Consider the following 26,261-nt stretch of genomic DNA (forward strand, 5'->3'; position numbering starts at 1 on the left):
TTCATATTGCCCCGGTTCAACTTTTGGTAAAATGAGGTTCAGGCGCATTCCAGGTGTGCCTCTCTGTTCGTCGGATGTGGGGTGGCTTGCTAACTACCCCTCATCCATTTAACCACCTTTTTACCAGCTTTGGAACGATCACAAAAAACATCCGGATTGTACGCCTGCCCTAAAATACCTTATAATCATCTGGCGACATCCCAAGTTCAACTACGAGGTATTCATGCCAGACCAAATTGATCAGGCGATTATATATGCCCGAAACCATCATTCCGATTTTTTATCGGAATTAAAGGATTTCGTATCCATTCCATCGGTATCTACCACTCCAGAATATAAGCAGGAGATGGAAAAGGCCGCTCACAAAGTCGCTCAAATGGCCAGTTCCGCCGGTTTGGAAAATATCCAGATTTATCCTACTTCGGGTCACCCGATTGTTTTTGGCGAGTGGCTACACGCAAAAAACCAGCCAACCATCCTTATTTATGGTCATTACGATGTGCAACCGGTGGACCCTGTCGATCTTTGGGAAACCCCACCTTTTCAACCCTCTCTCCGGGATCAATACTTCCTCGGTCGCGGCGCTTCGGATATGAAGGGCCAAATTGTTGCTGTTTTTGCGGCTCTACAGTCCATTCGCCACACAACTGGATCCTTCCCGGTCAATATTAAACTTATGATCGAGGGAGAAGAAGAAATAGGTTCACCTCACCTGAGAACCTTCATTGAAGATCACCGATCCATGTTATCTTGTGATGTATCTCTTAATCCCGACGCCGGGATGATCGCTCCAGACCTTCCCACCCTGGTGTATGCCCTGCGTGGTCTGGTGTTCTTCGAGCTGAAAGTTTTTGGGCCTGAACACGACTTACATTCCGGAGTCTTTGGTGGGGTTGTTCATAACCCTGCCCAGGCATTATGCGAAATTATTGCTTCGATGCATGACGAAAATGGCAGGATTACCATTCCTGGTTTTTACGATCATGTCCGTACTCTCTCTTTGGAGGAAAGAGAGGAACTCTCTCGCCTCCCCATGGGTGAAGACTATTACTTACAACAAACCGGGGCACCTCAGTTATGGGGCGAACCCGATTACACCCCCGTTGAACGGATTGGGGCTCGTCCGACGTTAGAAGTTAACGGGTTATTCTCGGGCTTTACCGGCCAGGGTACAAAAACTGTTCTTCCTGCATACGCGATGGCAAAAATTTCCTGTCGTATTGTTGCTGATCAGGAACCTGACGAAATTCATCGACTTCTACGGCACTATCTTGAACAACACATTCCCTCAACTGTTCGCTGGGAATTGAACTATTTCGGAGGAGCCCCCGCATCCATCACAGACCCCAATCACCCGGCAGCCACAGCAATGAAGAAAGCATTGGAATTAGTATGGAAAACACGACCGCTTCTTAAAAGAGAAGGAGGGAGCATACCGGTAGTTGGTGATATTCAAAAGATCCTGGGAGCCGATTCGGTTCTAACAGGATTTGGTCTACCTGACGATCGCATCCACAGCCCTAACGAGAGACTTCACCTCCCCACCTGGTTCAAAGGGATCGAAGCCCTTATCGCCTTTTTTTACCTCATGAAAAGCAACCTCCAGGAGTGATCATTGTGAAACCTTCTCGCATGCCCGCATACGGTGGACAGGCTATTATTGAGGGAGTTCTCATGCGCGGTCGCCATGCAATGGCTGCCGCCATGCGTTCTCCCGAAGGGGAGATTGTACTGCAGACCGAAGAGCTCTCCGGAATTTATACCCATTCCCTCTTCAAACTTCCTTTTCTTCGCGGCCTGATTGGGCTATGGGATGCCCTGGGATTGGGCATGCGTTATTTAACAATTTCAGCCAACCTTCAAAGCAAAGAGGAAGAGAAAATCGAAGGCAAATCTGCTTTCATCACGGTTGGGATCTCCCTTTTAATAGCAGTGGCCCTTTTCTTTGCTGGCCCAGCATGGATAGGCCATGTAGCAGAGCGGTTGTTTCACCTTAATGCCTTTTCCAGTAATTTATTGGAGGGCTTCATCCGGCTCGCAGCTATTATTGGATATATCTGGGGGGTAGGAAAACTTCCAGAAATTGCCCGCGTATTTGCCTATCACGGTGCAGAGCATAAAACCATTAATGCCTTTGAAGACGGCGCAGAGTTATCCCCATCCATAGTAAAAACCTATCCGCTGGAGCATCCCCGTTGTGGAACGGCTTTTCTTCTCACGCTGGTAGTCTTTTCCATTATTCTTTTTACCATCATTGGTCCACTCTCTGGACTCTGGCGTGTCTTGAGTCGGGTGATCTTGTTACCTGTATTAGCCGGACTGGCTTATGAATATATCCGCTTTACAGCTAATCACCTGGATCATCCTCTGGTGCGTATTTTCACCCAACCCAATCTTGCTCTTCAGCGTCTTACTACACGAGAACCCGACCTTTCCATGATTGAAGTAGCTATTACAGCCTTTTCAGCTATGCGCAGACTAGAAGAGGAACACAACGCTAAGGATTAAAAAAACAGAGGTGCTCTGATGACAGCCTGGCCAGACTGGTGTAAAGTAACATTTGGGATTTTCGTTGGTTTGTTGGCTGGAGCAGTCATTTTTTGGATTGCCCGGCAACCGGATGGCACCCCCATTACCTTAATGCCCAGGCCAACCCCATCTCCATTTCAGGTTTTTGTTACTGGCGCAGTAGCAAACCCCGGAGTTTATGGAATTGAGCCCGGAGGCCGTGTAATAGCCGCTCTTCAAAAAGCCGGTGGAGAAACCTTTGATGCAGACCTCTCTCAGGTGAATCTCGCAGCATTGGTTAATGATGGGGAGAAAATCTACATTCCCCGGAAGGGAGAACCCTTGCCCGTTGAGTATAAGAGCAAAAGTTCTACTTCCACATCCAATCGGGTTGACCTTAACAAAGCGTCTCTTGAAGAATTAATGCAATTACCAGGAATTGGGCAGGATCGTGCTCAGGCTATTATTGCCTATCGCCAGAGTCATGGAGGATTTACATCTATCGAAGAAATAACTTTAGTAGAAGGGATAGGTCAGGGCACCCTGGAACGTCTGAAAGACCTCATCATAATTAATCAACCATAACATCCAAAATTCATGAGATGAACATTGAGCCAGTGGGAGTTATAATCATCCTATGAACATTAGAAAATCTCTCGAAAATGCACTGCATGACGCTATGCGCCAAAAAGATACTCTGACCATGAATGCTATTCGCTCGGTCATTGCCGCCATCAAACTCGCCGAGGTGGAGACAGGCTCCCCACTCGATGACGTGGCGGTTTCCGGAATTATCCAAAAAGAAATTAAATCTCGCCGTGAGTCAATCGCGGATGCAGAAAAAGCTGGACGATCTGACCTGGTGAACCTCGCGAAGCAAGATATTGCTGTTCTGGAGCAATTCCTCCCCCAACAACTCTCCGAAACCGAACTTGAAGAATTAACCCGGCAGACCATACAGGAAGTTGGTGCGACATCCATTTCAGATATGGGAAAAGTAATGAAAGCCCTCCTTCCTAAAGTACAAGGAAGAAGCCCCGGCGATAAAGTGAGCCAGATGGTGAAGCGCTTACTTACAGGTTAAATGATGGATTTTTCAAGGTTTAGAGCAGGCCTTCTAAATGCTAAGGTGCGAAAAGCAATCCTGATCTTAATCTGGACTGCCACTAGCCTGCTTTCGGCAGCGGCTCTGGTCTCTCCAATTGCCACCAGACCCTCGGCTTATGTATTATCTCCAGGAGATGTAGCTCCCCAGGATATTCAGGCGCCCTACTCCCTCAGTTTTCCAAGCGAAATTTTAACCGAGCAGGCCCGCCAGGAAGCAGAGCAGCGAGTACCGGCCCTTTACTTACCTGCTGATCCAGCCATCTCAAGAAAACAGATTGAACAGTTACGCACCGCACTCAATTACATCAGTGTTGTCAGGCTCGATGCTTACTCCAGTGACGAGGAGAAAATATCGGATCTCTCAAATTTAACCACCATAAAAATAGATGCGGATTTAGCGCGCACAATTCTCAACCTCAATGAGGTTCGCTGGCAAGCCATCCAGAACGAGGCCTTGAATGTTTTAGAGCAAATCATGAGAGATTCAATTCGTGAAGATCAGGTCAATGAAGCAGTTCGCCGAATCCCCTCTTTAATTAGTTTTTCTCTTCCCCAAGAACAGGCTGTTATTGTAAATGAGCTGGTTGCACCATTTATTGTTCCAAACAGTCTTTTCGACCGTGAGCAGACCGAAGCCGCGAAAAAAAAGGCGCGTGAATCCGTTCAGCCAGTAATACGAAATTACATTTCGGGTGAAATCATCGTCCGGCGAGGTCAGGTGATCACTCCCATGGTATGGGAAACCCTGCAACAATACGGTTTAATTCGATCCCAGACCACTCATGAAGATTACATTTCATCCCTGGCATTGGTGGCTGTGGTTACCGGTTTTGGAATATTATTTTTCACCAGACGTTCCAACGAACCCGGAAACAATCTAAAAATATTAAAACGGCTCCCCAGCCAGGTCTTAATTGCAGCCCTTTTCCTTCTCTTTTTATATTCCGCGAAACTCGTAATTCCCAACCGAACCGTTGTCCCCTATTTTTTTCCTTTACCAGCATTCGGGTTAACGATCTCTATTTTATTCAACCTTGAAATTGGGCTAATTTTGTCATTAATGCTTTCTATTCTCACCGGGTTCGGGTTGACCAATGCCCTCGACCTAACCATTTTCTATATTCTCACCAGCTTTATCGGGGCGCTTACTTTGGGACGAGGAAAACGTATCAGCGCCTTTATCTGGGCAGGAATCGCCATTGGGCTTTCGGGCAGCGCTGTCATCCTTGCTTACCGCCTCACCAGTCCCTATTCCGATCTGATCGGTCTGGCCACTCTGGTTGCCGCAGCCTTCGTGAATGGAATTGCGTCATCAAGTCTGGGATTATTATTCCAGTATATCTTTTCTCAATTTCTCGGAGCTACCACAGCCTTACAATTGCTGGAAATTTCTCGCCCCGATCATCCCCTTCTTCAATTTATCCTTCAAAACGCCCCTGGTAGTTACCAGCACAGCCTGCAGGTTGCTGTTCTGGCGGAACAGGCCGCAGATAAAATTGGCGCCGATTCAATGCTTGTGCGAGTCGGGGGGTTATATCACGATGCGGGTAAAGCGCTAAACCCTTCTTTCTTCATTGAGAATCAAATCGGTGGCCAGCTAAACACTCATGACGATCTGGATCCATCGGAAAGCGCACGCATCATAATTGAGCATGTTAATCACGGGGTAATGCTTGCCCGGAAATATCGATTACCCAATCGAATCCAGGATTTTATTCGTGAGCATCATGGTACACTGATGACTCGTTACCAGTATGCAAAAGCGCTCGAATTGGCCGGGAATGATACGAGCCGGGTGGATTCAACCAAATTTCGGTACCCGGGACCTGAACCGAGATCAAGAGAGACAGCCATTCTCATGCTTGCAGATGGATGCCAGGCACGGGTACGTGCAGAACTCCCTCAGACTGAAGAAGAAATCCGCTCAGTAGTTCGAAAAGTAATCGAATACTGTGAAAAGGAAGGCCAATTGGATCACACACAGCTCACGATGAGAGATTTAAGTGTTATAACCGAGTCGTTTGTCTCAACTCTGAAAAACACTTATCATCCCCGCATCCGATATCCCGAAATAGCTCCCGCAACACAACCTTTATCTATTGAGGAAACAGCTAAATGATTTACGTCACGATTTCAGAAAATTTTTCATCCAGTGTGCCTGAAGAAGCAGTAATAACAGCGGCTCGAGCGGCTCTCCAGACCCGGCACGTAAAAGAAGATGAAGTAGATTTAACCATCGTTTTCGATGACGATGCAAGGATTCAAGAACTTAATCAACAATTTAGTGGTATTAATGCTCCAACCGATGTCTTATCGTTCCCTGCAAACGTAATTGACCCAGAAACAGGCCGACTCTACCTGGGTGATATTATTATTTCGGTTCCTCGAGCTGAAGTGCAGGCTGTAGAGGCCGGGTTAAAAGTAGAAGAAGAATTAACAATTCTTGTAGTTCATGGAGTTCTTCATCTGCTAGGATTTGATCATTATACCGATGTGGATAAGATGAAAATGTGGGCTACACAGAAAAATATCCTGGCAGAATTAGGAATTGCCAGCGATAAACTCCCTGAATAGGATTGTATGTTTCCTTTTCTTCGTTCTCGGTTTAATGCCTTCCGGTATGCCTTTTCTGGATGGTGGTATGTTATTAAAACCCAAAGAAACGCCTGGATTCATGCCATCGCCTCCATGGGGGTCATTTCTATTAGCCTGTGGTTAAAACTTCCTCCTCGCGATTGGGCAGTGTTAATCCTTACCATCGCTTTAGTCTGGACTGCAGAATTTCTTAATACCGCGCTTGAAGCCGTTGTGGATCTTTCTATCCCCTCCCAACATCCTCTGGCACGGGTTGGAAAGGATGTAGGTGCTGCAGCGGTTTTGATCGCCGCATTATCATCTATCGTCATTGGAGTTTTGATTCTTGGCCTCCCTTTAATCAACCGACTCCGTTCTATATTCTAAAGGGTGAGAACTATGGATAATTCTCCTTTTTTATTTGGTACGGTTGGTGCTCCTCTTTCAACTCCTAAAAAACCAGGAGGGAGTGTGGGAGCCATCCAGACGCTTGCTTCCCTTGGACTATATGCCTTTGAGTTGGGTTGGGTCCAATCCGTCCGGGTGACTGAAGAGACCTGCTTTGCAATTAAAAAAACCGCTTCAGAATATTCTGTACACTTAAGCGTCCATGCACCTTATTTTATAAATCTAAATGCAAACGCAGAGGAATGGCCCAAATCTCGCAAACGGCTCATGGACGCGGCCCATTATGGATACCTTGCTGGAGCTACCGATATTATTTTCCATCCGGGTTCTTATTTTAATGTCGATCCAGATCAAGTAATTCCTCTGGTTGTTAGCCGCCTGCGGGAATGCGTCCGGGAACTACGCGTCGATGGAAATCCGGTCACCCTGCGTCCGGAGACCATGGGTAAAAAGTCTATGCTCGGTTCGCTTGAAGACACTTTGACAATGAGCGCAGAGATTGATGGGGTAGAACCCTGTTTAGATTTTGCGCACTTGCATGCCCGAGCAGGAGATGGAACCATGAACACGAAAGAAGAATGGCTCGAAGTGCTTGAGAAATACGAAAAGTCCCTCGGTAAAGAGGCTCTCTCTCGTTTACATATTCACATGTCAGGAATTGAGTATTCTGAAAAAGGAGAACGGAACCATTTAAAAATTAGCGATTCTGATTTTAACCTGGTAGATCTCTTTGAAGCTCTTCACGAGGCTGGGGCACGGGGGCGCATTGTATGTGAAAGTCCGGTCCTCGAAGAAGACGCTTTATATATGATGGAAAAGTGGCATATCCTCTTTGGTTAAAAGGGCGAGCCGCTGTACTTATAAGTATTCTTTGAGGTTATGCTCAACAGCGTAAGCCGCGGCTTCAGCGCGATTGCTTACCCCCAGTTTAGATAAAATACTGCTGACATAATTCCGAACCGTCCCCTCGCCGAGGAAAAGCGCCTTGGCAATTTCCCGATTCGTTTTTCCTTCAGAAACCAGCATTAATACATGCCTTTCTTGTTGAGAAAGGTTAGCAAAGGCCGATGCTTCCTCTTCTTTAACCGCTCGCCTCACTTCCTGAAAAACTCTCTGCGTTACAGCCGGGTCTAGTAGAGCTTCTCCCTTACCTACCGCCTCAATGGCTTTTATTAAATCCTCACCTGCAATTTGCTTTAAAACATACCCCGAAGCTCCCGCCCGAATCGCAGAAAACAGCATTTCATCTTCCGCATAGGACGTCAACATAATCACCCGGGTATTCGGATATTGCGTGGTTATCTCTTCGCAGGCCTCGATTCCACTGGCTCCTGGAAGACGAATGTCCATGAGAACAATATCCGGCCGGTGTCGGGCAACCTGTTCCACCGCTTCTCTGGCCGATGCTGCTTCGCCCACCACCTCGAAATTTTCCCGATGCTCCAGTAAAGATTTCAATCCCAGCCGAACAACTTCATGATCGTCAACCAGTACGATCCGATATTTCGTTACCATAATCGCTGATCCTCCAGTGATGAGTATAAATGAGCCTTTCATTCCTTGCAAGAGAAAAATCTTTTTCCTGAATAAACACCCTCATCCGAGGGGTTGTGGTAAACTAAACGGGAGGGAGCCTATGGAAGAGCAGAGAATTCGAACCATTGTATATGTCGAGGACGATCTCGAAATGATCGACCTGGTGTCACTTATCCTGAATCGACGAGGTTTCCAGGTTCATGGTGCCCACGGCGGGAGGAACGGGTTAGATTTGATTAATCGTGAACTTCCGGATCTGATCCTGCTCGACCTGATGATGCCTGGAATGGATGGCTGGGAAGTATTCCAGCAGGTGAAAGCCAACGAGAAAACCCGTAATATTCCTGTAATCGTCATTACCGCAAAAGCACAGGACATCGACCGTGTCCTCGGGTTACATATAGCCAAGGTCGATGACTACATCTGTAAGCCATTCCGTCCCCAGGAACTGGTCGATGCCGTAGAAAAAGTGCTCCAGCGGATTTCACCATAATAAGCATCTTTACCGGCATGAAACAGGTGCTCCTGACCAACTTCTCGAATCCTTCTGCTCCCACCTTGCGAGTGAAGTTCTGCGATGATTTTTTTTCCCGATTTCGCGGTTTAATGTTTACTGCTTCTTTACCCAAAGATCATGGCATCTTACTGGTAGAACCTCAAGAAAGCATCATCAATACTTCCATTCACATGTTCTTCATGAATTTTGATATCGCCGTTATCTGGTTATCTTCGCATTACAAAGTGGTTGACGCCTGTTATGCCAGAGCCTGGCGACCGCTTTATAAACCCAGAACGCCGGCGAAGTTCGTACTTGAAACCCGCACTGAAAACTTGCCCTTTTACCACATCGGTGATGAAATCCAAGTTCACGAAATATAACCTTTTCTTTTTGGGTCTACTCCTTTGCCTGGTTATTTTTCCTGTCAGGGTGCGTGCTCAGAATCAACCAGATGGCCCGGTTTATGTGGTTCAACCTGGAGATACGCTGTATAGTATTGCCCTCCGGTTTGGAATCACAGTGAATGACTTGATTTCAGCCAATTCAATCAGCGACCCAAACCAGGTTAATGCAGGCACAGAATTGATCCTTCCTGGCCTGGAAGGAGTCACCGGAAAATTGGTAACTGAAACCCTTCCTCTAGGAATGGATCTTTCAGCACTTATTAAATACCGCGGATTAGATGAGGCGTTAATTGTCCGCTTGAACCGGATAACCAGTCCCGCCGAGATTTACGCCGGTTCTAATCTCATTCTTCCCCAAACAGATACCCCTTCTTATCGAAAGCCCTTACAACCCCCGGCAGAGGGAAGTGCATATCTACAATATGCGGCCTTCCATAGGCTAAATCCATGGGAAGTTATCCTTGCCAGTCAAGAAATTTCTTCGGCCTATGTCACTCCAGGAGAAAACCTGGTTGCTGCATCTTCCGGAGAAAGCCCGCCTTATACACCTCTATCCCCCCTGGTATCCCGCCTTGAGATGAACCCCTTGCCTCTGGTACAGGGGCATACAACCGTCATCCAAGCATCGGTTTTACCCGGTGTTCAATTAGAAGGTAATTTAAATGGTTACCCACTCCATTTTATGCAAAGTTCACCCGGAAATTTTGTTGCCCTGCAAGGGATTCATGCCATGGCCGATCCGGGATTAGCACCATTATCCCTGAAAGCTACAGACGAAACCGGGAAAAGTTTGTTCTTTTCACAAATGGTACTTCTACAACAGGGCTATTACGCCCAGGATCCTCCTCTGACCGTTGACCCGGCGACGATTGACCCTGCCAATACCCGGCCCGAGGATGAACTTGTTCGACAACGAACAGCTCCTGTAACACCCGAAAAGTTCTGGTCGGGAATTTTCCGTTTACCGGTAGATGAGCCTTATTGCATAAAGTCGTGGTTTGGGAACCGCCGTTCTTATAATGGTGGATCTTACTCATATTTCCACACCGGTCTCGATTTTGGGGTATGCGCTTCATTAAACATTTATGCTCCCGCCCCTGGAGTTGTCGTTTTCGCCGGTCCATTAACTGTCCGTGGAAACGCCACCATTATCGATCATGGCTGGGGCGTTTACAGCGGGTTCTGGCATCAGGAACAAATTCAAGTTAAAGAGGGCGATCGGGTAGAAGCTGGCCAACTTATTGGCCTGATTGGAGGTACGGGGCGGGTCACCGGTCCTCACCTCCACTGGGAAGTATGGGTTAATGGGGTGCAGGTTGAACCTCAAGATTGGTTGGATCGAGAATTTCCATGAACAACTTGTTCTAAATGAAACCTAAGGTATAATGAGGACGCACCGGTTATTACCCGGTCGGGAATTAATCGTGGAGTAAACAGGGAAGCAATGGGTATAACTCCTCTGACACTGAAACCAGATTACTGGAAAAACTTCGAAATTACCGAAGAAGATCTCCAATTTATCTATAACCACCTATTAGAATTAGAGACCCCTCTCACGGCTGAAGAATTGGTCGAAACTCTGGTTATTGAACGCATTCGCCGTGAAAAGGACAACCTGCTTCAGCAACAAAATCACTCCAACCAGATCTACCGCCCCGGTGAACCATACCAAATAGGCCAACAACTCCTGTTCCCAGCCTTTAATTGGAAACGTGGTCGGGTGTTGTCTATTAGAGAAGGAAATAATCCGGAGATTTCATCTTTCAAAGTTATAGAAGTCGAATTTGAAAATGGTGAAAGGCATCTGTTTGCCTCGGAATTACCCGATCATAAATTGAATACTCCTATAGAAATTTCACTGGATGATCCAGAATTAGATCCCAAATACGTTTTAAAATCACACGGCCAACAGTTAATAAAAGTTCTTACCCAGCACCTGGAGGGAAACCCGGAACTGGTAAAAATCGCTGGTCGATGGTTCCCGCGTGCCTTACTGGTAGATATCAACATGGGTCATCTGAATTTGGCAGAGGCCATTCTGGAAGTCGCGAATGGAGGTCCCCTTCCAACCCACGAGCTAATGGAACAGCTCGATCTTCCTCAGGATGTCAATCCTAAACTCACCGAATTTTCATTAAATCTGGCGTTACAAAATGACGAACGCTTTGACGAAGTGGGCCCGGCAGGGAAAATCCTTTGGTATCTTCGCCGACTTGAACCGGAATTTGTAAAACAACCCCCTCCTCAATTAACCTATACTCCATACCCATACCAGCCCGAAAAGGTCGCCGGATTACTTGCCCAATTTGAGGGACACATAGCTGACGAACTGGATCAATGCATTGCTCCTCCGGCTACGAACGATGAGGTCACCATCACTCTGCTCTATCCGCACTTTCGCGTTGGGGCATTGCCTGTTTGTGGAGATCTGTACCGTTTCTTCCCTACCGCATACGAATCACCGCGAGTTCGTTTTACTTTTGTAGATGCCGAAACCAGGGCACAATTCGAAGGTTGGGTAGTTCGCGAACACGGCTATGTCCTGGGTCTTCGGGAATGGTTTTTAAAAAATGAATGTTTTCCCGGCAGTCTCATCACCATCCGTAAAAGCGAAGTACCAGGAGAGGTGATCGTCTCTTCGGGTCATCGACGCCCCACTCGTGAATGGCTTCGCACTGCTATGGTTGGCTCTGATGGTGGCATTGTATTCGCGATGTTAAAACACAACATCAGTACGCCCTACGACGAACGGATGGCCATCGTAGTTCCTGACCAGGAAGCTCTGGATAAAGTATGGGAGCAATCCAATTCACGGAATCGGTCACTTCCTCAAATAGTAAAGAAAGTGATGTTTGAGCTTGCCAAGCTCAGCCCTCAAGGCCACGTTCATGCACAGGAACTTTACGCTGCTGTTAATATCATTCGGAGGTCTCCCCCAGGCCCCATTGTATCCATCCTTCTCGAAAGTGAATGGGCTCAGCATCTGGGCGACCTCTATTTCCGCTTCCATGATTCCAATTCCACTGAAGGGTAAGGAACATGCCGGATTTAAAACGCTTCAGCCTCATTAAACCCACTTCCCAGACTCCATTTCACATCGATTTTGATTGGTGGAAGAGTCAGGATAACAACTGGCGTGTGTATCTCTTTGGTTACTTATGTCCTGAGCATCAAAAAGCCTTTTCCGAGAGCTCATTAAACATTCAGGTTGACTGGGTGGACAAAGAAACTGCTGAAGTGACCACGGTGGATGGATTGCAGCATACCTTAATTACTCATTGTGCCCGTCAACCAGACTTTGTTACCAAAAACACCTCGTTAGTCGATGCAGTTTTTCGGATCTTTCTTGCCAACGGGAATTCTCCCCTTACCCCTGAAGAACTTGCCAAAATGATCGGACGCCCCCCTGAAACAATTTTACGCACTCTCGCCGGAACAACAGTTTATAAAGGAATCAGGCCTGTTCAGGCTTAACTGAAAATATTATTCATCACCTCTGCTCTATCACTCAAATGACATAAAAAATTGTGGTAAACAATACGTCGATCACCATCCATAAAATCGATACGGGTAATGCCGCAATTATTCAATTGAAACCAGGCGATAACAATTTCCTCCACTCCCAGTACAGCAGCCAGAAAGTTCATATAAAAACCCCCGTGACTCACCACTAACACCCTATCATCCGTCCCTCCGTGCCGATCTAACAGCTCATATAGAACTCTACGTGCTCTTACAGGGCGCTCTTCCCTCTCCTCATATGGACGATCCCACCAACCATTTTCGGGGATACTCTCATCCAGGATAACGTCTGGGAAGTTTTCCCGAATCTCCTCAAGACATAGACCCGGAAGACCTATCTTCTGATTCGTTGTTCGATCATCCAGGTATATACCACCGTTTTCATGCCAGTCCTTCCAAGGAATAACTTTTACTCCCAGTCTCTGCCCAATGACCGATGCCGTGCTCAAAGCCCTGACCATCAGGCTGGAATACACGTGAGTGATTCCATAGTTGGTCTCATCCATGTCACCCACAGGGTCTCTATGGGTGGCAAGGAAATTAGCCGTAGCCTGTGCCTGTTTCCATCCGATATCGGTCAATTTTGGATCGTGACTTCTACCCTCATCTGACCCAGTCCGCCTGTAAAGCTCATTATTTTCTGACTCACCATGACGCACAAAATAAAGTCGCATCGATCCAATCTCCATTGTTTTTTGTTTTAGCCCGTATTCTACTCTGCCCTTAACCAGGAACCATATAAAATAAGTTTACCCATAATTTAAATTTCACAACACTAAACGGAGGTTTTCCATGGAAGAAAGGGTTGGGTTAGGAACCAACATTATCACTCAAATTGGTATTGTTGTTCATGACATTGAAAAATACATCGACGCATATTGTTCCATTCTTGGGTTACCACGCCCACAGGTTATTCTGACAGACGAATACGAAAAAGCCAGGACAATTTATCAGGGTAAACCGACTTATGCTCGAGCTAAATTAGCCTTTTTTGATATGGGGCAAGTACAAATTGAGTTGATCGAGCCAGTAGATGGCCCCAGTACATGGAAAGAATTCTTGGAAAATAACGGTGAGGGAGTTCATCATATTGCATTCCAGATCAAGGATACCCCGGATGTTGTTACTTACCTGGAAAACAAAGGCATTCCCATGGTCCAACAGGGTTATTACACCGGCGGAATGTACTCATACCTCGACGCCAGTTCTCAACTTGGTGTCATTCTGGAATTGCTTGAGAATTTTTAAAAAGTCAAGGCCCCCGCGGAACTCCGCCGGGGGCCTATATTTTTACTCGACTGTCACCGATTTTGCCAGATTTCGCGGCTGATCAACATCTAACCCCCGTAAGGATGCAATATGATAAGCAAATATCTGCAACGGGATCACCGTAACCACCGGGGCTAGCAACCAGTTCACCCGGGGTACCCAAAAAACGTGGTCTGCCAGGCTTTCAACTCTTTGGTCCCCTTCCGTTGCCACTGCCACCACCACTCCTCCCCGGGCTTTCACCTGTTCAATCTGGCTGATCATTTTGTCGTACCATAAATCCTGCGGGGCAATCGCAACCACGGGCATATCTTTATCGACCAGGGCAATCGGGCCATGTTTCATTTCCCCTGCCGGATATGCTTCTGCATGAATATAGGAAATTTCTTTAAGTTTCAACGCGCCTTCATAGGCTATCGGCATATTAATTCCTCGGCCAAGGTATAATGCGTCTCGCGTATCCTTTAAGGCCCGTGCCACAGCAAGAACTTCATTTTCCCGATCGAGGCATCGCCCTACAGCATCCGGTAAAACCGAAAGATCGGACACCAGTTTTTGTCTGTCTCTCTGAGTCAGCACACCGCGCAGATCTCCTAACAGGATTGCCAGAAGGTATAAATCGACCAGAGGGGCTGTGAAAGCCTTGGTAGAAGCTACCCCAATTTCTGGCCCAACCTGCATGGAAATACAGCCATCTGCTATTCTCATAGCCTGAGAGCCAATAGCATTTACGATAGACCATACCATAGCTCCTTTACGCCTGGCCTCTTCCATAGCTGCCAGCGTATCAGCAGTTTCGCCTGACTGACTGATTGCCAATACTACGGTATTGGCATTCACAAGGGGATCACGATATCGAAACTCTGATGCAATATCCACCTCAGTCGGAATTCGAGCTATGTGCTCCAGCAGGAACTTTCCAACCATTCCTGCATGAGCCGCAGTTCCACAGGCCGTAATGGTTATTTTTTGAATCTTTTCTGCGATCTCCCGGTTAAGGTTTAACGAAGGCAAAAGTACTCTGGCGTCTTCCCAATCCACCCTTCCTGCCAGTGTATCGGTCAGGGAACGTACCTGCTCATGAATTTCTTTTTGCATAAAGTGCCGATACTCTCCCTTTTCAGCTGCCACAGGATCCCATGAAATGACATGGAACTCCGGCTTTACTGGCAGGCCTGTCAGAGTCGATAGGCTGGCCCCATCTCGGGTTATCACTGCCATTTGTCCCGATTCAAGAAAGACAACCCTTCGGGTATGATCCAGGATTGCGGGGATGTCCGACGCCACAAACATCTCCCCCTCACCATACCCTATGACCACTCCGCCGGCATTCCCAATACGGGCTGCAACTATCTTGTCCGGTTCCAACCGTGACATCATAACCACTCCATGAGCCCCTTTTAATGCCAGTAAGGTCTTTCGGGCTGCTGAAATTAAGTCATGGGTCAGGGTATAGTTTTTCTCTAGCAGGTGGACTATGGTTTCTGTATCCGTATCCGATTGAAAAACCACTCCCTCGGCCTCCAGTTCTTCTTTGAGCGTGAGGAAATTTTCAACGATACCATTGTGAACCACAACAAAATTCCCATCCTTACTCAGGTGAGGATGTGCATTTCTCGCCGATGGAATCCCATGGGTCGCCCAACGCGTATGACCAATACCTGCAGACCCAGCTATAGGAGACTCTTTGATCAAAGCCGCCAATTTTTCCAGCTTTCCGGCATCCCGTCGTACTTCAATTCGCCCATCCATCAAAACGGCCATGCCCGCTGAATCGTACCCTCGATATTCCAATTTTTTCAATCCCCCAAGAATAATCGGGGTTGCATTTTTCTCCCCAATATAACCAACTATTCCGCACATAGGTTTACCTCGGTGCTATGATTCTTCCCCTGTCAGGTGTGCAGGGGTGTTCTCATGCAAACCTTACTGGTCGCTCAGCCAGCTCGGTTTGCATTCTTCTGTTTCGGGGATTCAGGAGATGATCCTGGAGGGCTTCCGCTGATCTTTCGATTTTCCCACATCATGGTGGTTAACTCTACCTCGCGATAGAGAACCCTCTTCCTCGTCAATCTACCGTCCTTCCCCCTGCCGGCAGATCCATGCGCTTATTCTCCCCATGCATAACCATTTTAGTAGAACGTTCTCACCTCCTGGGTCTAAAAACTTACCGGATTATACCTGATCTTGTCCTATAATTGGAAATGAAACGCAGGTATTATTTAGCACCAAAGGTGGTTTATGGATTTCATTAATTTACTGGATACTTACCTTCGTGCTCGGTTTACTTTGATTATCCTGATCACTCACGAGGAAGAACGGGCGCTGTCTGCCGTCCTCAGCGCCTGCAATACTACTCAACGGCTTTGCTTGAGTTGGGATATTGCCGACCATTTTCAATGGGTCTCCGATGGCTCCTTCCCTATTCCAGTTGGACGTGACCCCCTCACTGCCCTGGAGCAAATGGAAAAAATCGACCTTCCCCACCCCGTTGTTTTCATTCTGAAAGATTTCCATGATCTCTGGGGGAATCCCTCAATTCGGCGAAAACTCCGCACCCTTTCTCAACGGTTCAGGTATTCTCGGAAGACTCTCGTCATCATTACTCCCTCCAGTAAAATACCACCTGAATTGAAAGACGAAGCTGTAGTCCTGGATTATCCCTTGCCTGATTCCCATGAACTGGCTCAGGTACTTACACGAATGACTCAATCTGCAGGGGTAAAAGTTTCACTCACTCCCCTTGGACAGGAAAAATTAATCCAGGCTGCCCTTGGCCTGACTGCCTCTCAGGCTCAGCGTGCTTTTGCTCGGGCAATCATACAGGATGGAGTGCTTGACGATCGTGCTATTGATCTGGTCACCGAAGAAAAAAGACAAATGATTCGTGAAAGTGAAGCACTGGAATTCTTCCCTGCGAATGAAACCATGGAAGATGTGGGTGGATTAAACGCTTTAAAAGAATGGCTACGCCTGCGAGAAACTGCCTTCACCCAGAAAGCCCGTGAGTACGGCTTGCCTGCTCCAAAAGGGATCGCCTTGATCGGCATTCCTGGTACTGGCAAAAGTCTTACCGCTAAAATGATTGCCGGTTCATGGAAACTCCCTCTGTTACGTCTTGATGTCGGGGCCTTATTCGGTAGCCTTGTAGGGGAATCAGAGGAACGAACACGTCGGGCATTGCAATTGGCTCATACCATTGCTCCCTGTATCCTCTGGATTGATGAGATGGAAAAAGCCCTTGCTCATGGTGGATTGGATAGTGGAACCAGTACCCGCGTCTTTGGTTCGATATTAACCTGGATGCAGGAAAAAACCTCACCTGTGTTCGTCGTCGCAACCGCCAATGATATTTCAAGCCTTCCACCTGAACTCCTCCGCCGTGGCCGCTTTGATGAAATTTTTTTCCTGGATTTACCCTCACGCAAAGAGAGAGCCGAAATTTTCTCGGTTCACCTCAAAAAACGCAGGCGAATACCTGAAGATTATGATCTTGATCTTCTGGCCACTCATTCCGATGGCTTTGTAGGAGCAGAAATTGAACAGGCAGTCATCGACGCCATGTATATCGGATTCAACGACCATGAACGTGAATTTACCACAGAAGATATTCTCTTTGCCCTTAAACGTCAGGTTCCTTTATCGGTCTCCCAAAGAGAGACCGTGCAATACCTTCGCAGTTGGCTGAACGAAGGAAGGGCTATTTCTGCTTCAGGCATTATCCTCGAACCATCTGAAGCTGAAACCAAAGGTATTCATCTATCATGAATTTCACCCTGCATTAATAATAAAAAATGAACGGTTACCTGGGAATTGACTTTGGTACCTCCAACACAGTTATAGCCCTCTGGAATCCAGATACTTCTGAAGCGATCCCTCTCAAGATTTCAGAATACAGTTCTATGGTACCCGGAATTCATGGCGAAGTCCCGGTGATTCCATCGTTAATTCATTATGCGGAAGATCAGAGAATATGGATTGGACAACAAGTCCTCCTTCGTGGAATCGCTGACTCTCCACACACCTTTCGTTGGATGAAGCGTTATATCAGTCATCGAAGCCCCATGCGGATTCGTATCCACGACCGTGAAATTACCCCCTATCAGGCCGGAGCTGATTTCCTAAAGACTGTGCTTCTTTCAATCATCAACGAATACGAGCCGCGCGGAGAAGAAGTGGGGCTAAGTGTACCCGTGGAGTCGTTTGAGCATTACGAAAACTGGCTCGCTTCAATTGCGGAAAACGCAGGGATAAACCGCTTCCGCCTCATCGATGAGCCTTCTGCTGCCGCCCTGGGATATGGAGCCCACATCCAACCGGGGAATATTTACCTCATTTTTGATTTTGGGGGAGGCACATTCCATGCCTCTGTTGTCTTGATTGAGGATGAAGACCGGGCTCATCATGGCCGCCGTTGCCGAGTGTTAGGAAAAGCCGGACGGGATATTGGGGGAGCCACTATTGATCAGTGGTTATTTCAGGATATTCTCAAGCGCCATAAGCTTGATGATTGGAACGATGAAATTCGCCAGATTAGCACAATTCTCTTGAATAAATGTCAGGTATTGAAAGAGACCCTTTCGATAGATAACGCTGCCCGTCTGGAACTCACATCTCCAGAACTATCAATTAGTGCTTCGTACACCCGCGAACAATTTGAAAACCTGCTTGAAAACCAGGATTTATTTACTGAAATCAACCGAACCGTTAGAGAGGCCTTAAATAAGGCTCTGGAACGTGGTTTCAGCGAAGATAACCTGCAAGCAGTCTTGCTGGTCGGTGGGAGCTGCCAGATACCCTGTGTGCAGCGTGTTTTTCGGCAGCTCTTTGGAAAAGACCGGGTATTTTACCACCACCCTTTGGATGCCGTCGCTAGGGGAACAGCCGCTTTTGCGGCAGGAGTAGATTTCTACGATCATATTCAACATGACTACGCCATACGCTATCTGAATACCCGGGCAGGAAAATATGAATTCAGAGTCATTGTTCCTAAAGGGACACCATACCCAACAAAAACACCCGTGAGCCGGCTCACAATAAAGGCTACCCACCCCGGACAAAAATACCTGGGGATTGCGATCTTTGAAATGAGTGATATGAAAACTCGATCCTCATCCAATTTTGAACTCGTTTTTGATATGGATGGTTCGGCTCGTATTGCTAACCTCACCCCCTTTGAGTTGGAGCAACGATCATCATTCTGGATGAATCAACAAAACCCAACCTTCCTTGTAGCAGATCCACCGGCTGAGCCAGGAGAACCCTGTTTTGAGGTAGAATTCAACATTGACTCAAATAAAAGGTTGGTCATTTCGGCTCGAGATCTTCGAACAGGCCAAATGATCTTGAAAGATGCGCTGGTAGTTCGTCTCTCTTGAGGAGGACAGGAATGTCTCACTTCAGTCGTATAAAAACCCAGCTCGCTGATAAGGATCTTCTGATTCAGGCCCTGAAAGCTCTGGGATTTACCCCTGAAGAAGGGGACTTACTCCTTCATGGATTTGGGGGACAGCATACGCCCGTTGAAATACTGGTAAAGCTTCCCCAGTCTTTTCCTATTGGCTTCCGGAAAAGCGGTGACTTCTTCGAGATTATTGCAGATTGGTCTGGTGTTCGGGGTGTTCAGGCCAAAGAGTTCACCCAAAGTCTCCTGCAGCGATATGCTTACCTGGCTACCAGACAAAAATTGGAAGCGCAAGGATTTACCCTTGTTGAGGAACAGATTGCCTCCACAGGTGAAATCCGGTTACTCCTTCGAAGAATGGTATAACCTGAGGAGCGCTATATGGAAATTCATGAAATATACGTCCAAATAAAACCCGATGGTCAGGTTGAAATTGCAGTCCAAGGGGTAAACGGGAGTGATTGCCTGGACATTACCGCAGAACTTGAAGTAGCTCTTGGTGGAAATGTGGTGCTCAGAGAAATGAAAACCGAAGCCATTGAACCAACGACGCTCGATCATTCTCAGATTGATCCTTTGAGGTCAGGTGGATAATCTCGAAAAGGGGGGCGCCTTCCTTCGCCTGCATGGCATGTTACCTTCCAGCCAGGCTAATGGACCTGGATTGCGCTGGGTCCTATGGCTTCAGGGATGCAATCTCGCCTGTCCCGGTTGTTTCAACCCTGAAACTCATCCCTTTAACGCCGGCCAACGAATGGAAATCTCATCCCTGGCAAAATCCATCCTTGATGCTCAGGAACATATTGAGGGGATATCAATTAGTGGTGGCGAACCCTTTATCCAGGCCCAGGAACTTGCCGTATTCCTGGAAATGATTCGTCAGCAATCCCGGTTAAGCGTGTTAATTTTTACCGGTTATTCCTTGAATGAATTGGGTTCTATACCCTCAGCTTCTCGTGTGCTCCAATTGACCGATGTGCTCATTGCAGGAAGATATGTTCAAAGCCGACGCATCGCATCGGGATTAATCGGATCAGATAATAAAAAAATCCATCTCCTGACCAATCGTTATACTCGTGAAGATATTCTCGCCTCGTTTGAAGCCGAGGTACACATTCAAATCGATGGAGGTATCCTCTTGACGGGGATTGACCCACTCCAATGGTAGCAAAGCTCCTGCTTCCAATTGACATCGAAACCCTTCAAAAGCTGCTCGTTGATAAACCATCCCTGGATGATCTCCTCTCTATAGAGCAACGGGATTTCCTTATCCAACTCGGCGTCATTTCTGCGCTACAGGAACTTGGCGATAAAAATGCCATTCAGATCTTGATTGAGACTGCCCGGCATCACTCTCACGCTCTCGTTCGCCGGGCCTCTCTTCTGGCTCTCCTCAACCTTGCCGGGAGCAAACTTCCCAATGCTATCGATGCAATCTATTACCTCAGTATTTTCGACCAATTCCTGGCGGCCAGACAGGCTATTATTGCCAATCAATGGCAACCTTCAAAACCTTTCTTAAAAACCCTCTTCGATTGGGTGATCGGGCTGGAAGAAAATGAACGCCCATCTATAAACCTGGATGAACTTACAGAGATTTTTTTTGAGAAAGCTGACGCTCAATTACAGGAACGAATTTTATCGTTGGCCTCTGCAGTTAAAGATTATCAAAATTGGTCTCGTTTAGTTTTCTTGCTCCAGGTTCCACAACCAGAACAACTCGCTCAGGTTGTTGATCTTTTTCCATTCCTCAACCAAACCGAGCAAAATATCGCCCGATCTCGTTTGGCCTTACTGGCACATTCCTTACTACCAGCGCAAGAGGCATTATGCCAGTTGTTCTTACGGTTTGACGACCAGCTCTCCGGGACTCTGGCACGGGAAAATGGCTATCTCCCTTCCAATCCCAGCGACCGGGCGCTGTTCTTCTTCCTTTGTGGAGACTGGAACCGTTATAACCAGATCGATTTTAACCGTTCTTTACTCCTTTCGGCTTATATATCTGGTGAAAAAAACCTTCGTCGACGTCTTATTACTTTTAGCCGCCAAACTGGTCAGGTAGATTGGCTCCAGGCTATCGAGCACTCGTCTGAAACCCGTTTAATAGAGGATCTTTCGAGCTCCGATTGGGAGATTGCCATCTCCCGGCTTAACCAGACAGCCCGGTATGTTGAACTCTGGCAACTGGCTCAGGCTGCCCCCCCTTTTTGGAGCGCCCGCATCTTGACCCTGCTTTCAGATGCCGGCTGGTTCCCTGAAGAGACCTTTGAAAAAGAAAGTTTCCTTTCTCTGGCATCCCTGGCGGCCGCCTGTAAAAATCTCCCCTTGGAAATGCGCAGTGTGATGCAAAATCAATTTTCCGAGGGCTCTATAATCAGTCTGGCCATCGATCCTCAACAAAAGCACCTGGCCATCGGATCGGATAAACAATCAATCGCAATCTGGCCTATTCCTGATAGATGCCCCCAATTAACCATTCAGGGGCCAGCTTCTATTACTCGCTCTCTTTTATTTAGCCTGGATGGAGACCTTCTGGTAGCGGCCAATGGAGATCAGCAAATTCGTATTTACCGCCTGAAAGATGGTCAAATGCTAAAAGCCCTGACCGGCCATCAAGGGTTGATTAAGCAGCTTGCCCTCACTCCCGACAACCGATCTTTACTGAGTGTTGGCTTTGATGGAACCATTCGCTTCTGGCGATTTCCTTTAGGTATAGAATTTAATCGTATTCAATCACTAATCCACGAACTGTTCGGTATTTCAGTGCTGGGAAAAAGGAAATGGATCGCTGTAGGCGGGGCCAGTGAAGAAGTATTCGTCTGGAGCTTCCCTGAAGGCACCCTCGTTCGAACCATCCCGGCATCCAACCAGGGCACACTCCATATCGCCACCACAGCCAACTCTGATTTACTTGCCATTGCCGGGCGCGATCACAGCCTTTCCATCTGGAATGCTGCCAGCGGGAACAAGATTGCGCAATTTCCAACCCATCCTTCTCCGGTAATAGGTATAGCCCTTCATCCTGAAGCTCCAATCATTTTTTGCGGAAATCGAGATGGAACTATCCGATTAGGAGACCTGAACACAGGAACATGGCTCCATACCTTCAATCCTCATAAGTCCTCCCTGAGTGCAATGGCCTTATCAAAGAACGGTAATTTTCTCGCCATGGCCTACGAAGATGGTGCTGTTTATGGGTGGGATTGCACTACCTTTCTTTGGGCATTCACTCCACGCGTCCCAGGGTTCCTGCTCCCTATCTCTGAAGTAGAAAATAAAATCACTTCAGCCGAACAGGGCTCTGCCGAAAAGGCCTGGCTTCATTACATTTCTGCATTATGGAAGTTTTCAGCACGCTTTGAAATTGGCGTCGGCGATCCCACAATCATCGACATCGGAGAATTTGATATCGAATTATGACCCGGCTATCTTTGGCTTCTTTTAAAAAATGGTTTACTACTCCCCAGACCACAGACCACATCGACCGGGGGAATTTTATCAATGTGCAAATCGATGCCATCGGAGTGGGGTTGGCCAGTGCAGCTGCCCCCTTTCTTCCAGTATATCTTACCCGACTGGGCGCAGGCACTTTCGAAGTAGGTCTCTTAACCTCCATGCCCGCCCTGACTGGGCTGGTGCTTTCTATTCCGCTCGGTCAGTTTTTACAACGGCAAAAGAATATTGTCCCCTGGTTCAGTCTTGCCCGGCTCCTGGTCATCGCCAGTTACGCTCTTACAGGCATCATTTCTTTCTTCTTATCAGGTCATCTCGCCATTGTCGGTATATTGAGTATCTGGGCTCTGGCTACTATTCCACAAACACTTGTGGCCATTGCATTCTCAGTAGTGATGAATAATGTCGCCGGACCAACGGGACGCTACGAATTGATGACCCGCCGCTGGTCTATCCTTGGATTAACCACAACCCTCACGGTGATTCTCGTCGGACAAATGTTGGACGATATCCAATTCCCTCTGAACTATCAGGTTATGTTTTTATTTTTATCCATTGGAGGGTTGATCAGCTATTACTTTTCATCGCATATTAATCTTCCTGACTCAGAACCCTTTGAAAGCCATGCCCATAATTTTCGAGAACAAATACAGGAATTTGTCCAGCAAATCAGTCAAGAGAAACCATTCGTTTCTTTTACGGTTAAACGATTTATTTTTCTAACCGGAACTACTCTGGCAGCTCCGTTGTTCCCGGTTTATTTCGTGAGAGTTCTCAATGCCCCAGATAGCTGGATTGCCACCATCAACACCGCCCAAACGGCCATCCTTATTCTTGGCTATTTCCTCTGGACACGGATCTCCCGTCGTTATGGCTCACGTGCCGTCTTACTGGCCACAACCTTCGGCATATCCTTCTATCCACTTTTAACCGGACTCAGTCATACCTATTACCCGATTCCTCTTTATGCCGGGTTATCTGGCATCTTCCAGGCTGGCCTGAACCTGGTATTTTTTGATGAACTCATGAAACGTGTTCCCGTCCAATACTCCGCGACCTTCGTTTCGGCAGCCCAGAGCATCCAATATTTATCTTCTATCCTTGCCCCTTTTCTTGGCACATATCTTTCCAACACCTTTGGATTCACCCCGGCTTTCGCAACCAGCAGCATCATCAGCCTTCTCGGTTTTCTGTTATTTTTAAATGAGGAAGGGACTCTTATCGGAGTAAAATCTCTCTTTCATGGGAAATTAAGGTTTCGCAGGTAAAATATCTCCAATTCAATCCACCTTAAAGGTTCAAGATCAATATGCCCGTGAAAAAGAAAAATAATCAAGTATCAGTTCCTTTCCTTTTAATTTTCGGCGGTTTGGTTTTATTATCGATTGGCCTTATCTTCCTGGCATTGAATGCACCAACTACCAATGCCTCACAAGGGGGCACACTCGATATCCCTTTTCCCCAAATCGCTCGGGTTTCTCTCGCGGACGCGAAGTCAGCCTATGATAAGAACATGGCCATCTTTATTGACGTCCGTGACTCGGGCTCTTATGCAGCCAGTCATATCGCCAATGCACTCAACATCCCCCTCACTGAATTAGAAGGTCGGTTGGCCGAAATACCCAGGGATCGGTGGATAATCACCTACTGCACCTGACCGGCAGAAAATAGTAGTGCCCGTGCGGCAGACATACTTCTCTCCCAAGGATATACACAAGTCAACCCTCTCCAGGGCGGTTTTCAGGCCTGGATTAATGCAGGTTACCCTGTAGAGCCCTGATCCTTCCTATAGATATTTTTTCAGAGAGCCACCTGCTTCCAACCTGAAGGTGGCTCCATTTACATTCTTCCTTACATACACGCCGTCTCGCAAGGTATGACCACCCTTCGCCACAACAACGTGATTTTTAGCCATAGTGTCATCATCCATATCCTGCTACAATAAACAGTAGCTTTTCATTGAAAGGATCAGGAATGCGAAAAGAAGTTGTACTAATCACAGGCGCCAACGGTGAAATGGGGCATGGGTTAATAAAATATTTGGGGCAAAAAAAATATATCAACATCATCGCACTGGACGTGCAACCGCTGGATGATGAGCTCAAACCCTTTTGCACACGTTTTATTCAAGGAGATATTTTAGATCAAATGCTCCTGGGAAGGATGGTGGTTGAATTCGAGATTCGCACCATCTTCCATCTCGCATCTATTCTATCAACAAAGGCGGAATACAACCCCGAGACAGCTCATAAAGTAAACGTAGAAGGCACATTGAATCTCCTCAGGTTAGCCGTCGAGCAATCCCAGTGGCAGGGCCAACCTGTAAAATTCATTTACCCAAGTTCGATAGCGGTTTATGGATTACCCAATCTTCTCGAAAAACAACGCGCTGGAAAAGTAAAAGAAGATCAATGGTGTCAGCCTATAACCATGTACGGATGTAATAAATTATATTGCGAGCATTTAGGGCGGTACTACGCCCATTATTACCGCCAACTTGCCGCTGATCCCGAACGGAGCAGTGTTGATTTTCGGGCCATTCGTTTTCCTGGATTGATCAGTGCTGATACTATCCCCACAGGCGGAACCAGCGATTACGGTCCTGAAATGCTTCATCATGCCGCCCAGGGGCTTCCATACCAGTGTTTTGTGCGAGAAGATACACGGATCCCCTTCATGGCCATGCCTGATGCCATAAAATCCCTGCTCATGCTTCACGCCGCTCCTAAAGAAGCACTCACTCAATCGGTATACAATGTGACCAGCTTCAACCCCGCCGCAAGTGAGATCTACGAGATCGTAAAATCCTATTTTCCCGATGCTGATATCACCTTTAAACCTCATCAGAGCCGGCAAAGGATTGTTGATAGCTGGCCAGTCGACATTGATGATACCGCCGCCCGTAACGATTGGGGATGGGCACCGGACTTTGACCAGAGCCGTGCCTTCTCTGAATACCTGATTCCTGCCATTCGCCAGCGTTATATGGCCAATGCCTGATATTTTCCAGGAGGGAATGTCCATGACCAGTGCAACACAGGGAACAACAATCCCTAAAGGCCAGGATGAAAAATCCGAGAAAATTATGGTCTATACCTCTACCTCATTATACTGGGGCGAAGTAGTTGTAAAAGAAGTTATTAGGGTGAGTACATGGTTGCGAACCAATGCCGCTCCAGACCGCATCACTCTATACAACGCAAGCGGAATCATCGCCACCACAGCGGTAAACACCAAACCGTTGAAATTTGGGGAATTAAATATCCCCTTATCCCAGATCTATGCCTACCATCTCATGCCACCAGCCAGAGACCCTCTCGATTTCGATCCTACTGAACCCAATCGGCGGATGGAATCAGTAACAGCACTGGTAAGCACCTTCATCATCAAAGGCTCATTACGCCTATCTACTAACTCAGATTTGAAAAAATATTTAGAAGTGACCAGGGAATCATTTACCGCAATATACGATGCAGAAATTACCAACGGTGTTATTCCCTCTCTTGGCCCAATCACAGTGCCATTTGTGCTGGTCAGACAGGATACCACTACCTTTGCCAAACGTTAATCACATATA

Annotated in this window: 27 protein-coding genes; 24 read left to right on the plus strand and 3 right to left on the minus strand. The window is 47.1% G+C overall.

The features are described from left to right. Nucleotides 1-223 precede the first annotated feature (223 nt). The 8 genes from ATHL_RS06530 to ATHL_RS06565 are packed head-to-tail and all read left to right on the plus strand — an operon-like array spanning nucleotide 224 to nucleotide 7,437. Nucleotides 224-1,612, plus strand: a complete 1,389-nt coding sequence (locus tag ATHL_RS06530) for a dipeptidase (RefSeq protein WP_062191113.1) — start codon at nucleotides 224-226, stop codon at nucleotides 1,610-1,612. Between the two features lie 5 nt (nucleotides 1,613-1,617). Continuing rightward, complete coding sequence (locus ATHL_RS06535) at nucleotides 1,618-2,508, plus strand: DUF1385 domain-containing protein (protein ID WP_162787628.1); 891 nt, start codon at nucleotides 1,618-1,620, stop codon at nucleotides 2,506-2,508. A gap of 18 nt (nucleotides 2,509-2,526) precedes the next feature. After that, a complete protein-coding gene (locus tag ATHL_RS06540) occupies nucleotides 2,527-3,093 on the plus strand; it encodes a helix-hairpin-helix domain-containing protein (protein WP_062191119.1) in 567 nt (188 codons plus the stop codon). Between the two features lie 52 nt (nucleotides 3,094-3,145). Continuing rightward, a complete protein-coding gene (locus ATHL_RS06545) occupies nucleotides 3,146-3,592 on the plus strand; it encodes a GatB/YqeY domain-containing protein (RefSeq protein WP_062191122.1) in 447 nt (148 codons plus the stop codon). 45 nt (nucleotides 3,593-3,637) lie between these two features. Further along, complete coding sequence (locus ATHL_RS06550; protein WP_162787629.1) at nucleotides 3,638-5,734, plus strand: HD family phosphohydrolase; 2,097 nt, start codon at nucleotides 3,638-3,640, stop codon at nucleotides 5,732-5,734. Beyond that, entirely contained in the window at nucleotides 5,731-6,189 is a 459-nt protein-coding gene (gene ybeY / locus ATHL_RS06555) for an rRNA maturation RNase YbeY (RefSeq protein ID WP_062191138.1), read from the plus strand. Before ATHL_RS06550 ends, ybeY begins: the two co-directional genes overlap by 4 nt. Before the next feature lie 6 nt (nucleotides 6,190-6,195). Then, nucleotides 6,196-6,576: a diacylglycerol kinase family protein gene (locus tag ATHL_RS06560; RefSeq protein ID WP_062191141.1), complete on the plus strand. Its 381-nt coding sequence runs from the start codon at nucleotides 6,196-6,198 to the stop codon at nucleotides 6,574-6,576. 12 nt (nucleotides 6,577-6,588) lie between these two features. Beyond that, nucleotides 6,589-7,437, plus strand: a complete 849-nt coding sequence (locus ATHL_RS06565) for a TIM barrel protein (protein ID WP_062191143.1) — start codon at nucleotides 6,589-6,591, stop codon at nucleotides 7,435-7,437. Between the two features lie 18 nt (nucleotides 7,438-7,455). On the opposite strand, the gene ATHL_RS06570 is transcribed toward ATHL_RS06565, so the two are convergent. After that, entirely contained in the window at nucleotides 7,456-8,112 is a 657-nt protein-coding gene (locus tag ATHL_RS06570) for a response regulator transcription factor (RefSeq protein ID WP_062191145.1), read from the minus strand. Between the two features lie 121 nt (nucleotides 8,113-8,233). Between ATHL_RS06570 and ATHL_RS06575 the strand changes: the two genes are divergently transcribed. The 5 genes from ATHL_RS06575 to ATHL_RS06595 all read left to right on the plus strand — a co-directional run bounded on the left by ATHL_RS06575 (nucleotide 8,234) and on the right by ATHL_RS06595 (nucleotide 12,510). Beyond that, nucleotides 8,234-8,626, plus strand: coding sequence for a response regulator transcription factor (locus ATHL_RS06575; protein WP_062191147.1), 393 nt, complete (start codon nucleotides 8,234-8,236; stop codon nucleotides 8,624-8,626). 17 nt (nucleotides 8,627-8,643) lie between these two features. Beyond that, complete coding sequence (locus tag ATHL_RS06580) at nucleotides 8,644-9,012, plus strand: DUF192 domain-containing protein (RefSeq protein ID WP_062191149.1); 369 nt, start codon at nucleotides 8,644-8,646, stop codon at nucleotides 9,010-9,012. After that, on the plus strand, nucleotides 8,987-10,390 hold the full coding sequence (locus ATHL_RS19495; RefSeq protein ID WP_062191153.1) for a LysM peptidoglycan-binding domain-containing M23 family metallopeptidase: 1,404 nt from the start codon (nucleotides 8,987-8,989) through the stop codon (nucleotides 10,388-10,390). Before ATHL_RS06580 ends, ATHL_RS19495 begins: the two co-directional genes overlap by 26 nt. 90 nt (nucleotides 10,391-10,480) lie before the next feature. Beyond that, nucleotides 10,481-12,070 carry a hypothetical protein gene (locus tag ATHL_RS06590; RefSeq protein WP_062191156.1) on the plus strand — a complete coding sequence of 530 codons (1,590 nt, stop codon included), beginning with the start codon at nucleotides 10,481-10,483 and terminating at the stop codon, nucleotides 12,068-12,070. Between the two features lie 5 nt (nucleotides 12,071-12,075). Then, nucleotides 12,076-12,510 carry a hypothetical protein gene (locus ATHL_RS06595; RefSeq protein WP_062191159.1) on the plus strand — a complete coding sequence of 145 codons (435 nt, stop codon included), beginning with the start codon at nucleotides 12,076-12,078 and terminating at the stop codon, nucleotides 12,508-12,510. On the opposite strand, the gene ATHL_RS06600 is transcribed toward ATHL_RS06595, so the two are convergent. Further along, the gene (locus ATHL_RS06600) at nucleotides 12,507-13,232 is read right to left on the minus strand and encodes a histidine phosphatase family protein (protein ID WP_062191162.1); all 726 of its coding nucleotides are present in this window, start codon (nucleotides 13,230-13,232) and stop codon (nucleotides 12,507-12,509) included. The two genes, ATHL_RS06595 and ATHL_RS06600, sit on opposite strands and share 4 nt — an antisense overlap. 118 nt (nucleotides 13,233-13,350) lie before the next feature. Here ATHL_RS06600 and ATHL_RS06605 point away from each other — a divergent pair, with 118 nt between their 5' ends. Further along, nucleotides 13,351-13,806 (plus strand): VOC family protein, encoded by a 456-nt coding sequence (locus ATHL_RS06605; RefSeq protein ID WP_062191165.1) that lies wholly within the window; start codon nucleotides 13,351-13,353, stop codon nucleotides 13,804-13,806. 42 nt (nucleotides 13,807-13,848) lie between these two features. Here the strand turns inward: ATHL_RS06605 and glmS are convergent, their stop codons facing one another. Next, nucleotides 13,849-15,690 carry a glutamine--fructose-6-phosphate transaminase (isomerizing) gene (gene glmS / locus ATHL_RS06610; protein ID WP_062191167.1) on the minus strand — a complete coding sequence of 614 codons (1,842 nt, stop codon included), beginning with the start codon at nucleotides 15,688-15,690 and terminating at the stop codon, nucleotides 13,849-13,851. Nucleotides 15,691-16,068: 378 nt separating this feature from the next. Here glmS and ATHL_RS06615 point away from each other — a divergent pair, with 378 nt between their 5' ends. The 10 genes from ATHL_RS06615 (at nucleotide 16,069) to ATHL_RS06660 (ending at nucleotide 26,252) form a co-directional block, all read left to right on the plus strand. Further along, nucleotides 16,069-17,595, plus strand: coding sequence for an AAA family ATPase (locus ATHL_RS06615; RefSeq protein WP_062191170.1), 1,527 nt, complete (start codon nucleotides 16,069-16,071; stop codon nucleotides 17,593-17,595). 26 nt (nucleotides 17,596-17,621) lie between these two features. Continuing rightward, on the plus strand, nucleotides 17,622-19,205 hold the full coding sequence (locus ATHL_RS06620) for an Hsp70 family protein (protein ID WP_062191184.1): 1,584 nt from the start codon (nucleotides 17,622-17,624) through the stop codon (nucleotides 19,203-19,205). Nucleotides 19,206-19,216: 11 nt separating this feature from the next. Then, nucleotides 19,217-19,597: a DUF1257 domain-containing protein gene (locus tag ATHL_RS06625; RefSeq protein WP_062191186.1), complete on the plus strand. Its 381-nt coding sequence runs from the start codon at nucleotides 19,217-19,219 to the stop codon at nucleotides 19,595-19,597. A 15-nt stretch (nucleotides 19,598-19,612) separates the two neighbouring features. Continuing rightward, entirely contained in the window at nucleotides 19,613-19,825 is a 213-nt protein-coding gene (locus tag ATHL_RS06630; RefSeq protein WP_062191189.1) for a DUF2997 domain-containing protein, read from the plus strand. A 37-nt stretch (nucleotides 19,826-19,862) separates the two neighbouring features. Further along, nucleotides 19,863-20,399, plus strand: a complete 537-nt coding sequence (locus ATHL_RS06635; RefSeq protein ID WP_236822389.1) for a 4Fe-4S single cluster domain-containing protein — start codon at nucleotides 19,863-19,865, stop codon at nucleotides 20,397-20,399. Then, nucleotides 20,393-22,651 carry a WD40 repeat domain-containing protein gene (locus tag ATHL_RS06640; RefSeq protein WP_062191196.1) on the plus strand — a complete coding sequence of 753 codons (2,259 nt, stop codon included), beginning with the start codon at nucleotides 20,393-20,395 and terminating at the stop codon, nucleotides 22,649-22,651. Before ATHL_RS06635 ends, ATHL_RS06640 begins: the two co-directional genes overlap by 7 nt. Continuing rightward, nucleotides 22,648-23,952, plus strand: a complete 1,305-nt coding sequence (locus tag ATHL_RS06645; protein ID WP_062191200.1) for an MFS transporter — start codon at nucleotides 22,648-22,650, stop codon at nucleotides 23,950-23,952. Before ATHL_RS06640 ends, ATHL_RS06645 begins: the two co-directional genes overlap by 4 nt. 47 nt (nucleotides 23,953-23,999) lie before the next feature. Further along, nucleotides 24,000-24,341 carry a rhodanese-like domain-containing protein gene (locus ATHL_RS06650; RefSeq protein WP_201797949.1) on the plus strand — a complete coding sequence of 114 codons (342 nt, stop codon included), beginning with the start codon at nucleotides 24,000-24,002 and terminating at the stop codon, nucleotides 24,339-24,341. A 317-nt stretch (nucleotides 24,342-24,658) separates the two neighbouring features. After that, complete coding sequence (locus ATHL_RS06655; protein ID WP_062191205.1) at nucleotides 24,659-25,684, plus strand: NAD-dependent epimerase/dehydratase family protein; 1,026 nt, start codon at nucleotides 24,659-24,661, stop codon at nucleotides 25,682-25,684. 22 nt (nucleotides 25,685-25,706) lie between these two features. Continuing rightward, complete coding sequence (locus ATHL_RS06660) at nucleotides 25,707-26,252, plus strand: hypothetical protein (RefSeq protein ID WP_062191208.1); 546 nt, start codon at nucleotides 25,707-25,709, stop codon at nucleotides 26,250-26,252. The last annotated feature ends 9 nt before the right edge of the window (nucleotides 26,253-26,261 follow it).

Origin of the sequence: Anaerolinea thermolimosa (genome assembly GCF_001050195.2) — a bacterium.
GTDB lineage: Bacteria > Chloroflexota > Anaerolineae > Anaerolineales > Anaerolineaceae > Anaerolinea > Anaerolinea thermolimosa.

Coding starts and splice junctions, on each gene's coding strand:
- ATHL_RS06570 (WP_062191145.1), bottom strand. CDS start 8,112: ATGGTAACGAAATATCGGATCGTACTGGTTGACGATCATGAAGTTGTT.
- ATHL_RS06620 (WP_062191184.1), top strand. CDS start 17,622: ATGAACGGTTACCTGGGAATTGACTTTGGTACCTCCAACACAGTTATA.
- ybeY (WP_062191138.1), top strand. CDS start 5,731: ATGATTTACGTCACGATTTCAGAAAATTTTTCATCCAGTGTGCCTGAA.
- ATHL_RS06560 (WP_062191141.1), top strand. CDS start 6,196: ATGTTTCCTTTTCTTCGTTCTCGGTTTAATGCCTTCCGGTATGCCTTT.
- ATHL_RS06645 (WP_062191200.1), top strand. CDS start 22,648: ATGACCCGGCTATCTTTGGCTTCTTTTAAAAAATGGTTTACTACTCCC.
- ATHL_RS06635 (WP_236822389.1), top strand. CDS start 19,863: ATGTTACCTTCCAGCCAGGCTAATGGACCTGGATTGCGCTGGGTCCTA.
- ATHL_RS06660 (WP_062191208.1), top strand. CDS start 25,707: ATGACCAGTGCAACACAGGGAACAACAATCCCTAAAGGCCAGGATGAA.
- ATHL_RS06640 (WP_062191196.1), top strand. CDS start 20,393: ATGGTAGCAAAGCTCCTGCTTCCAATTGACATCGAAACCCTTCAAAAG.
- ATHL_RS19495 (WP_062191153.1), top strand. CDS start 8,987: ATGAAATCCAAGTTCACGAAATATAACCTTTTCTTTTTGGGTCTACTC.
- ATHL_RS06530 (WP_062191113.1), top strand. CDS start 224: ATGCCAGACCAAATTGATCAGGCGATTATATATGCCCGAAACCATCAT.
- ATHL_RS06580 (WP_062191149.1), top strand. CDS start 8,644: ATGAAACAGGTGCTCCTGACCAACTTCTCGAATCCTTCTGCTCCCACC.
- glmS (WP_062191167.1), bottom strand. CDS start 15,690: ATGTGCGGAATAGTTGGTTATATTGGGGAGAAAAATGCAACCCCGATT.
- ATHL_RS06605 (WP_062191165.1), top strand. CDS start 13,351: ATGGAAGAAAGGGTTGGGTTAGGAACCAACATTATCACTCAAATTGGT.
- ATHL_RS06655 (WP_062191205.1), top strand. CDS start 24,659: ATGCGAAAAGAAGTTGTACTAATCACAGGCGCCAACGGTGAAATGGGG.
- ATHL_RS06625 (WP_062191186.1), top strand. CDS start 19,217: ATGTCTCACTTCAGTCGTATAAAAACCCAGCTCGCTGATAAGGATCTT.
- ATHL_RS06540 (WP_062191119.1), top strand. CDS start 2,527: ATGACAGCCTGGCCAGACTGGTGTAAAGTAACATTTGGGATTTTCGTT.
- ATHL_RS06615 (WP_062191170.1), top strand. CDS start 16,069: ATGGATTTCATTAATTTACTGGATACTTACCTTCGTGCTCGGTTTACT.
- ATHL_RS06575 (WP_062191147.1), top strand. CDS start 8,234: ATGGAAGAGCAGAGAATTCGAACCATTGTATATGTCGAGGACGATCTC.
- ATHL_RS06630 (WP_062191189.1), top strand. CDS start 19,613: ATGGAAATTCATGAAATATACGTCCAAATAAAACCCGATGGTCAGGTT.
- ATHL_RS06590 (WP_062191156.1), top strand. CDS start 10,481: ATGGGTATAACTCCTCTGACACTGAAACCAGATTACTGGAAAAACTTC.
- ATHL_RS06565 (WP_062191143.1), top strand. CDS start 6,589: ATGGATAATTCTCCTTTTTTATTTGGTACGGTTGGTGCTCCTCTTTCA.
- ATHL_RS06545 (WP_062191122.1), top strand. CDS start 3,146: ATGAACATTAGAAAATCTCTCGAAAATGCACTGCATGACGCTATGCGC.
- ATHL_RS06595 (WP_062191159.1), top strand. CDS start 12,076: ATGCCGGATTTAAAACGCTTCAGCCTCATTAAACCCACTTCCCAGACT.
- ATHL_RS06600 (WP_062191162.1), bottom strand. CDS start 13,232: ATGCGACTTTATTTTGTGCGTCATGGTGAGTCAGAAAATAATGAGCTT.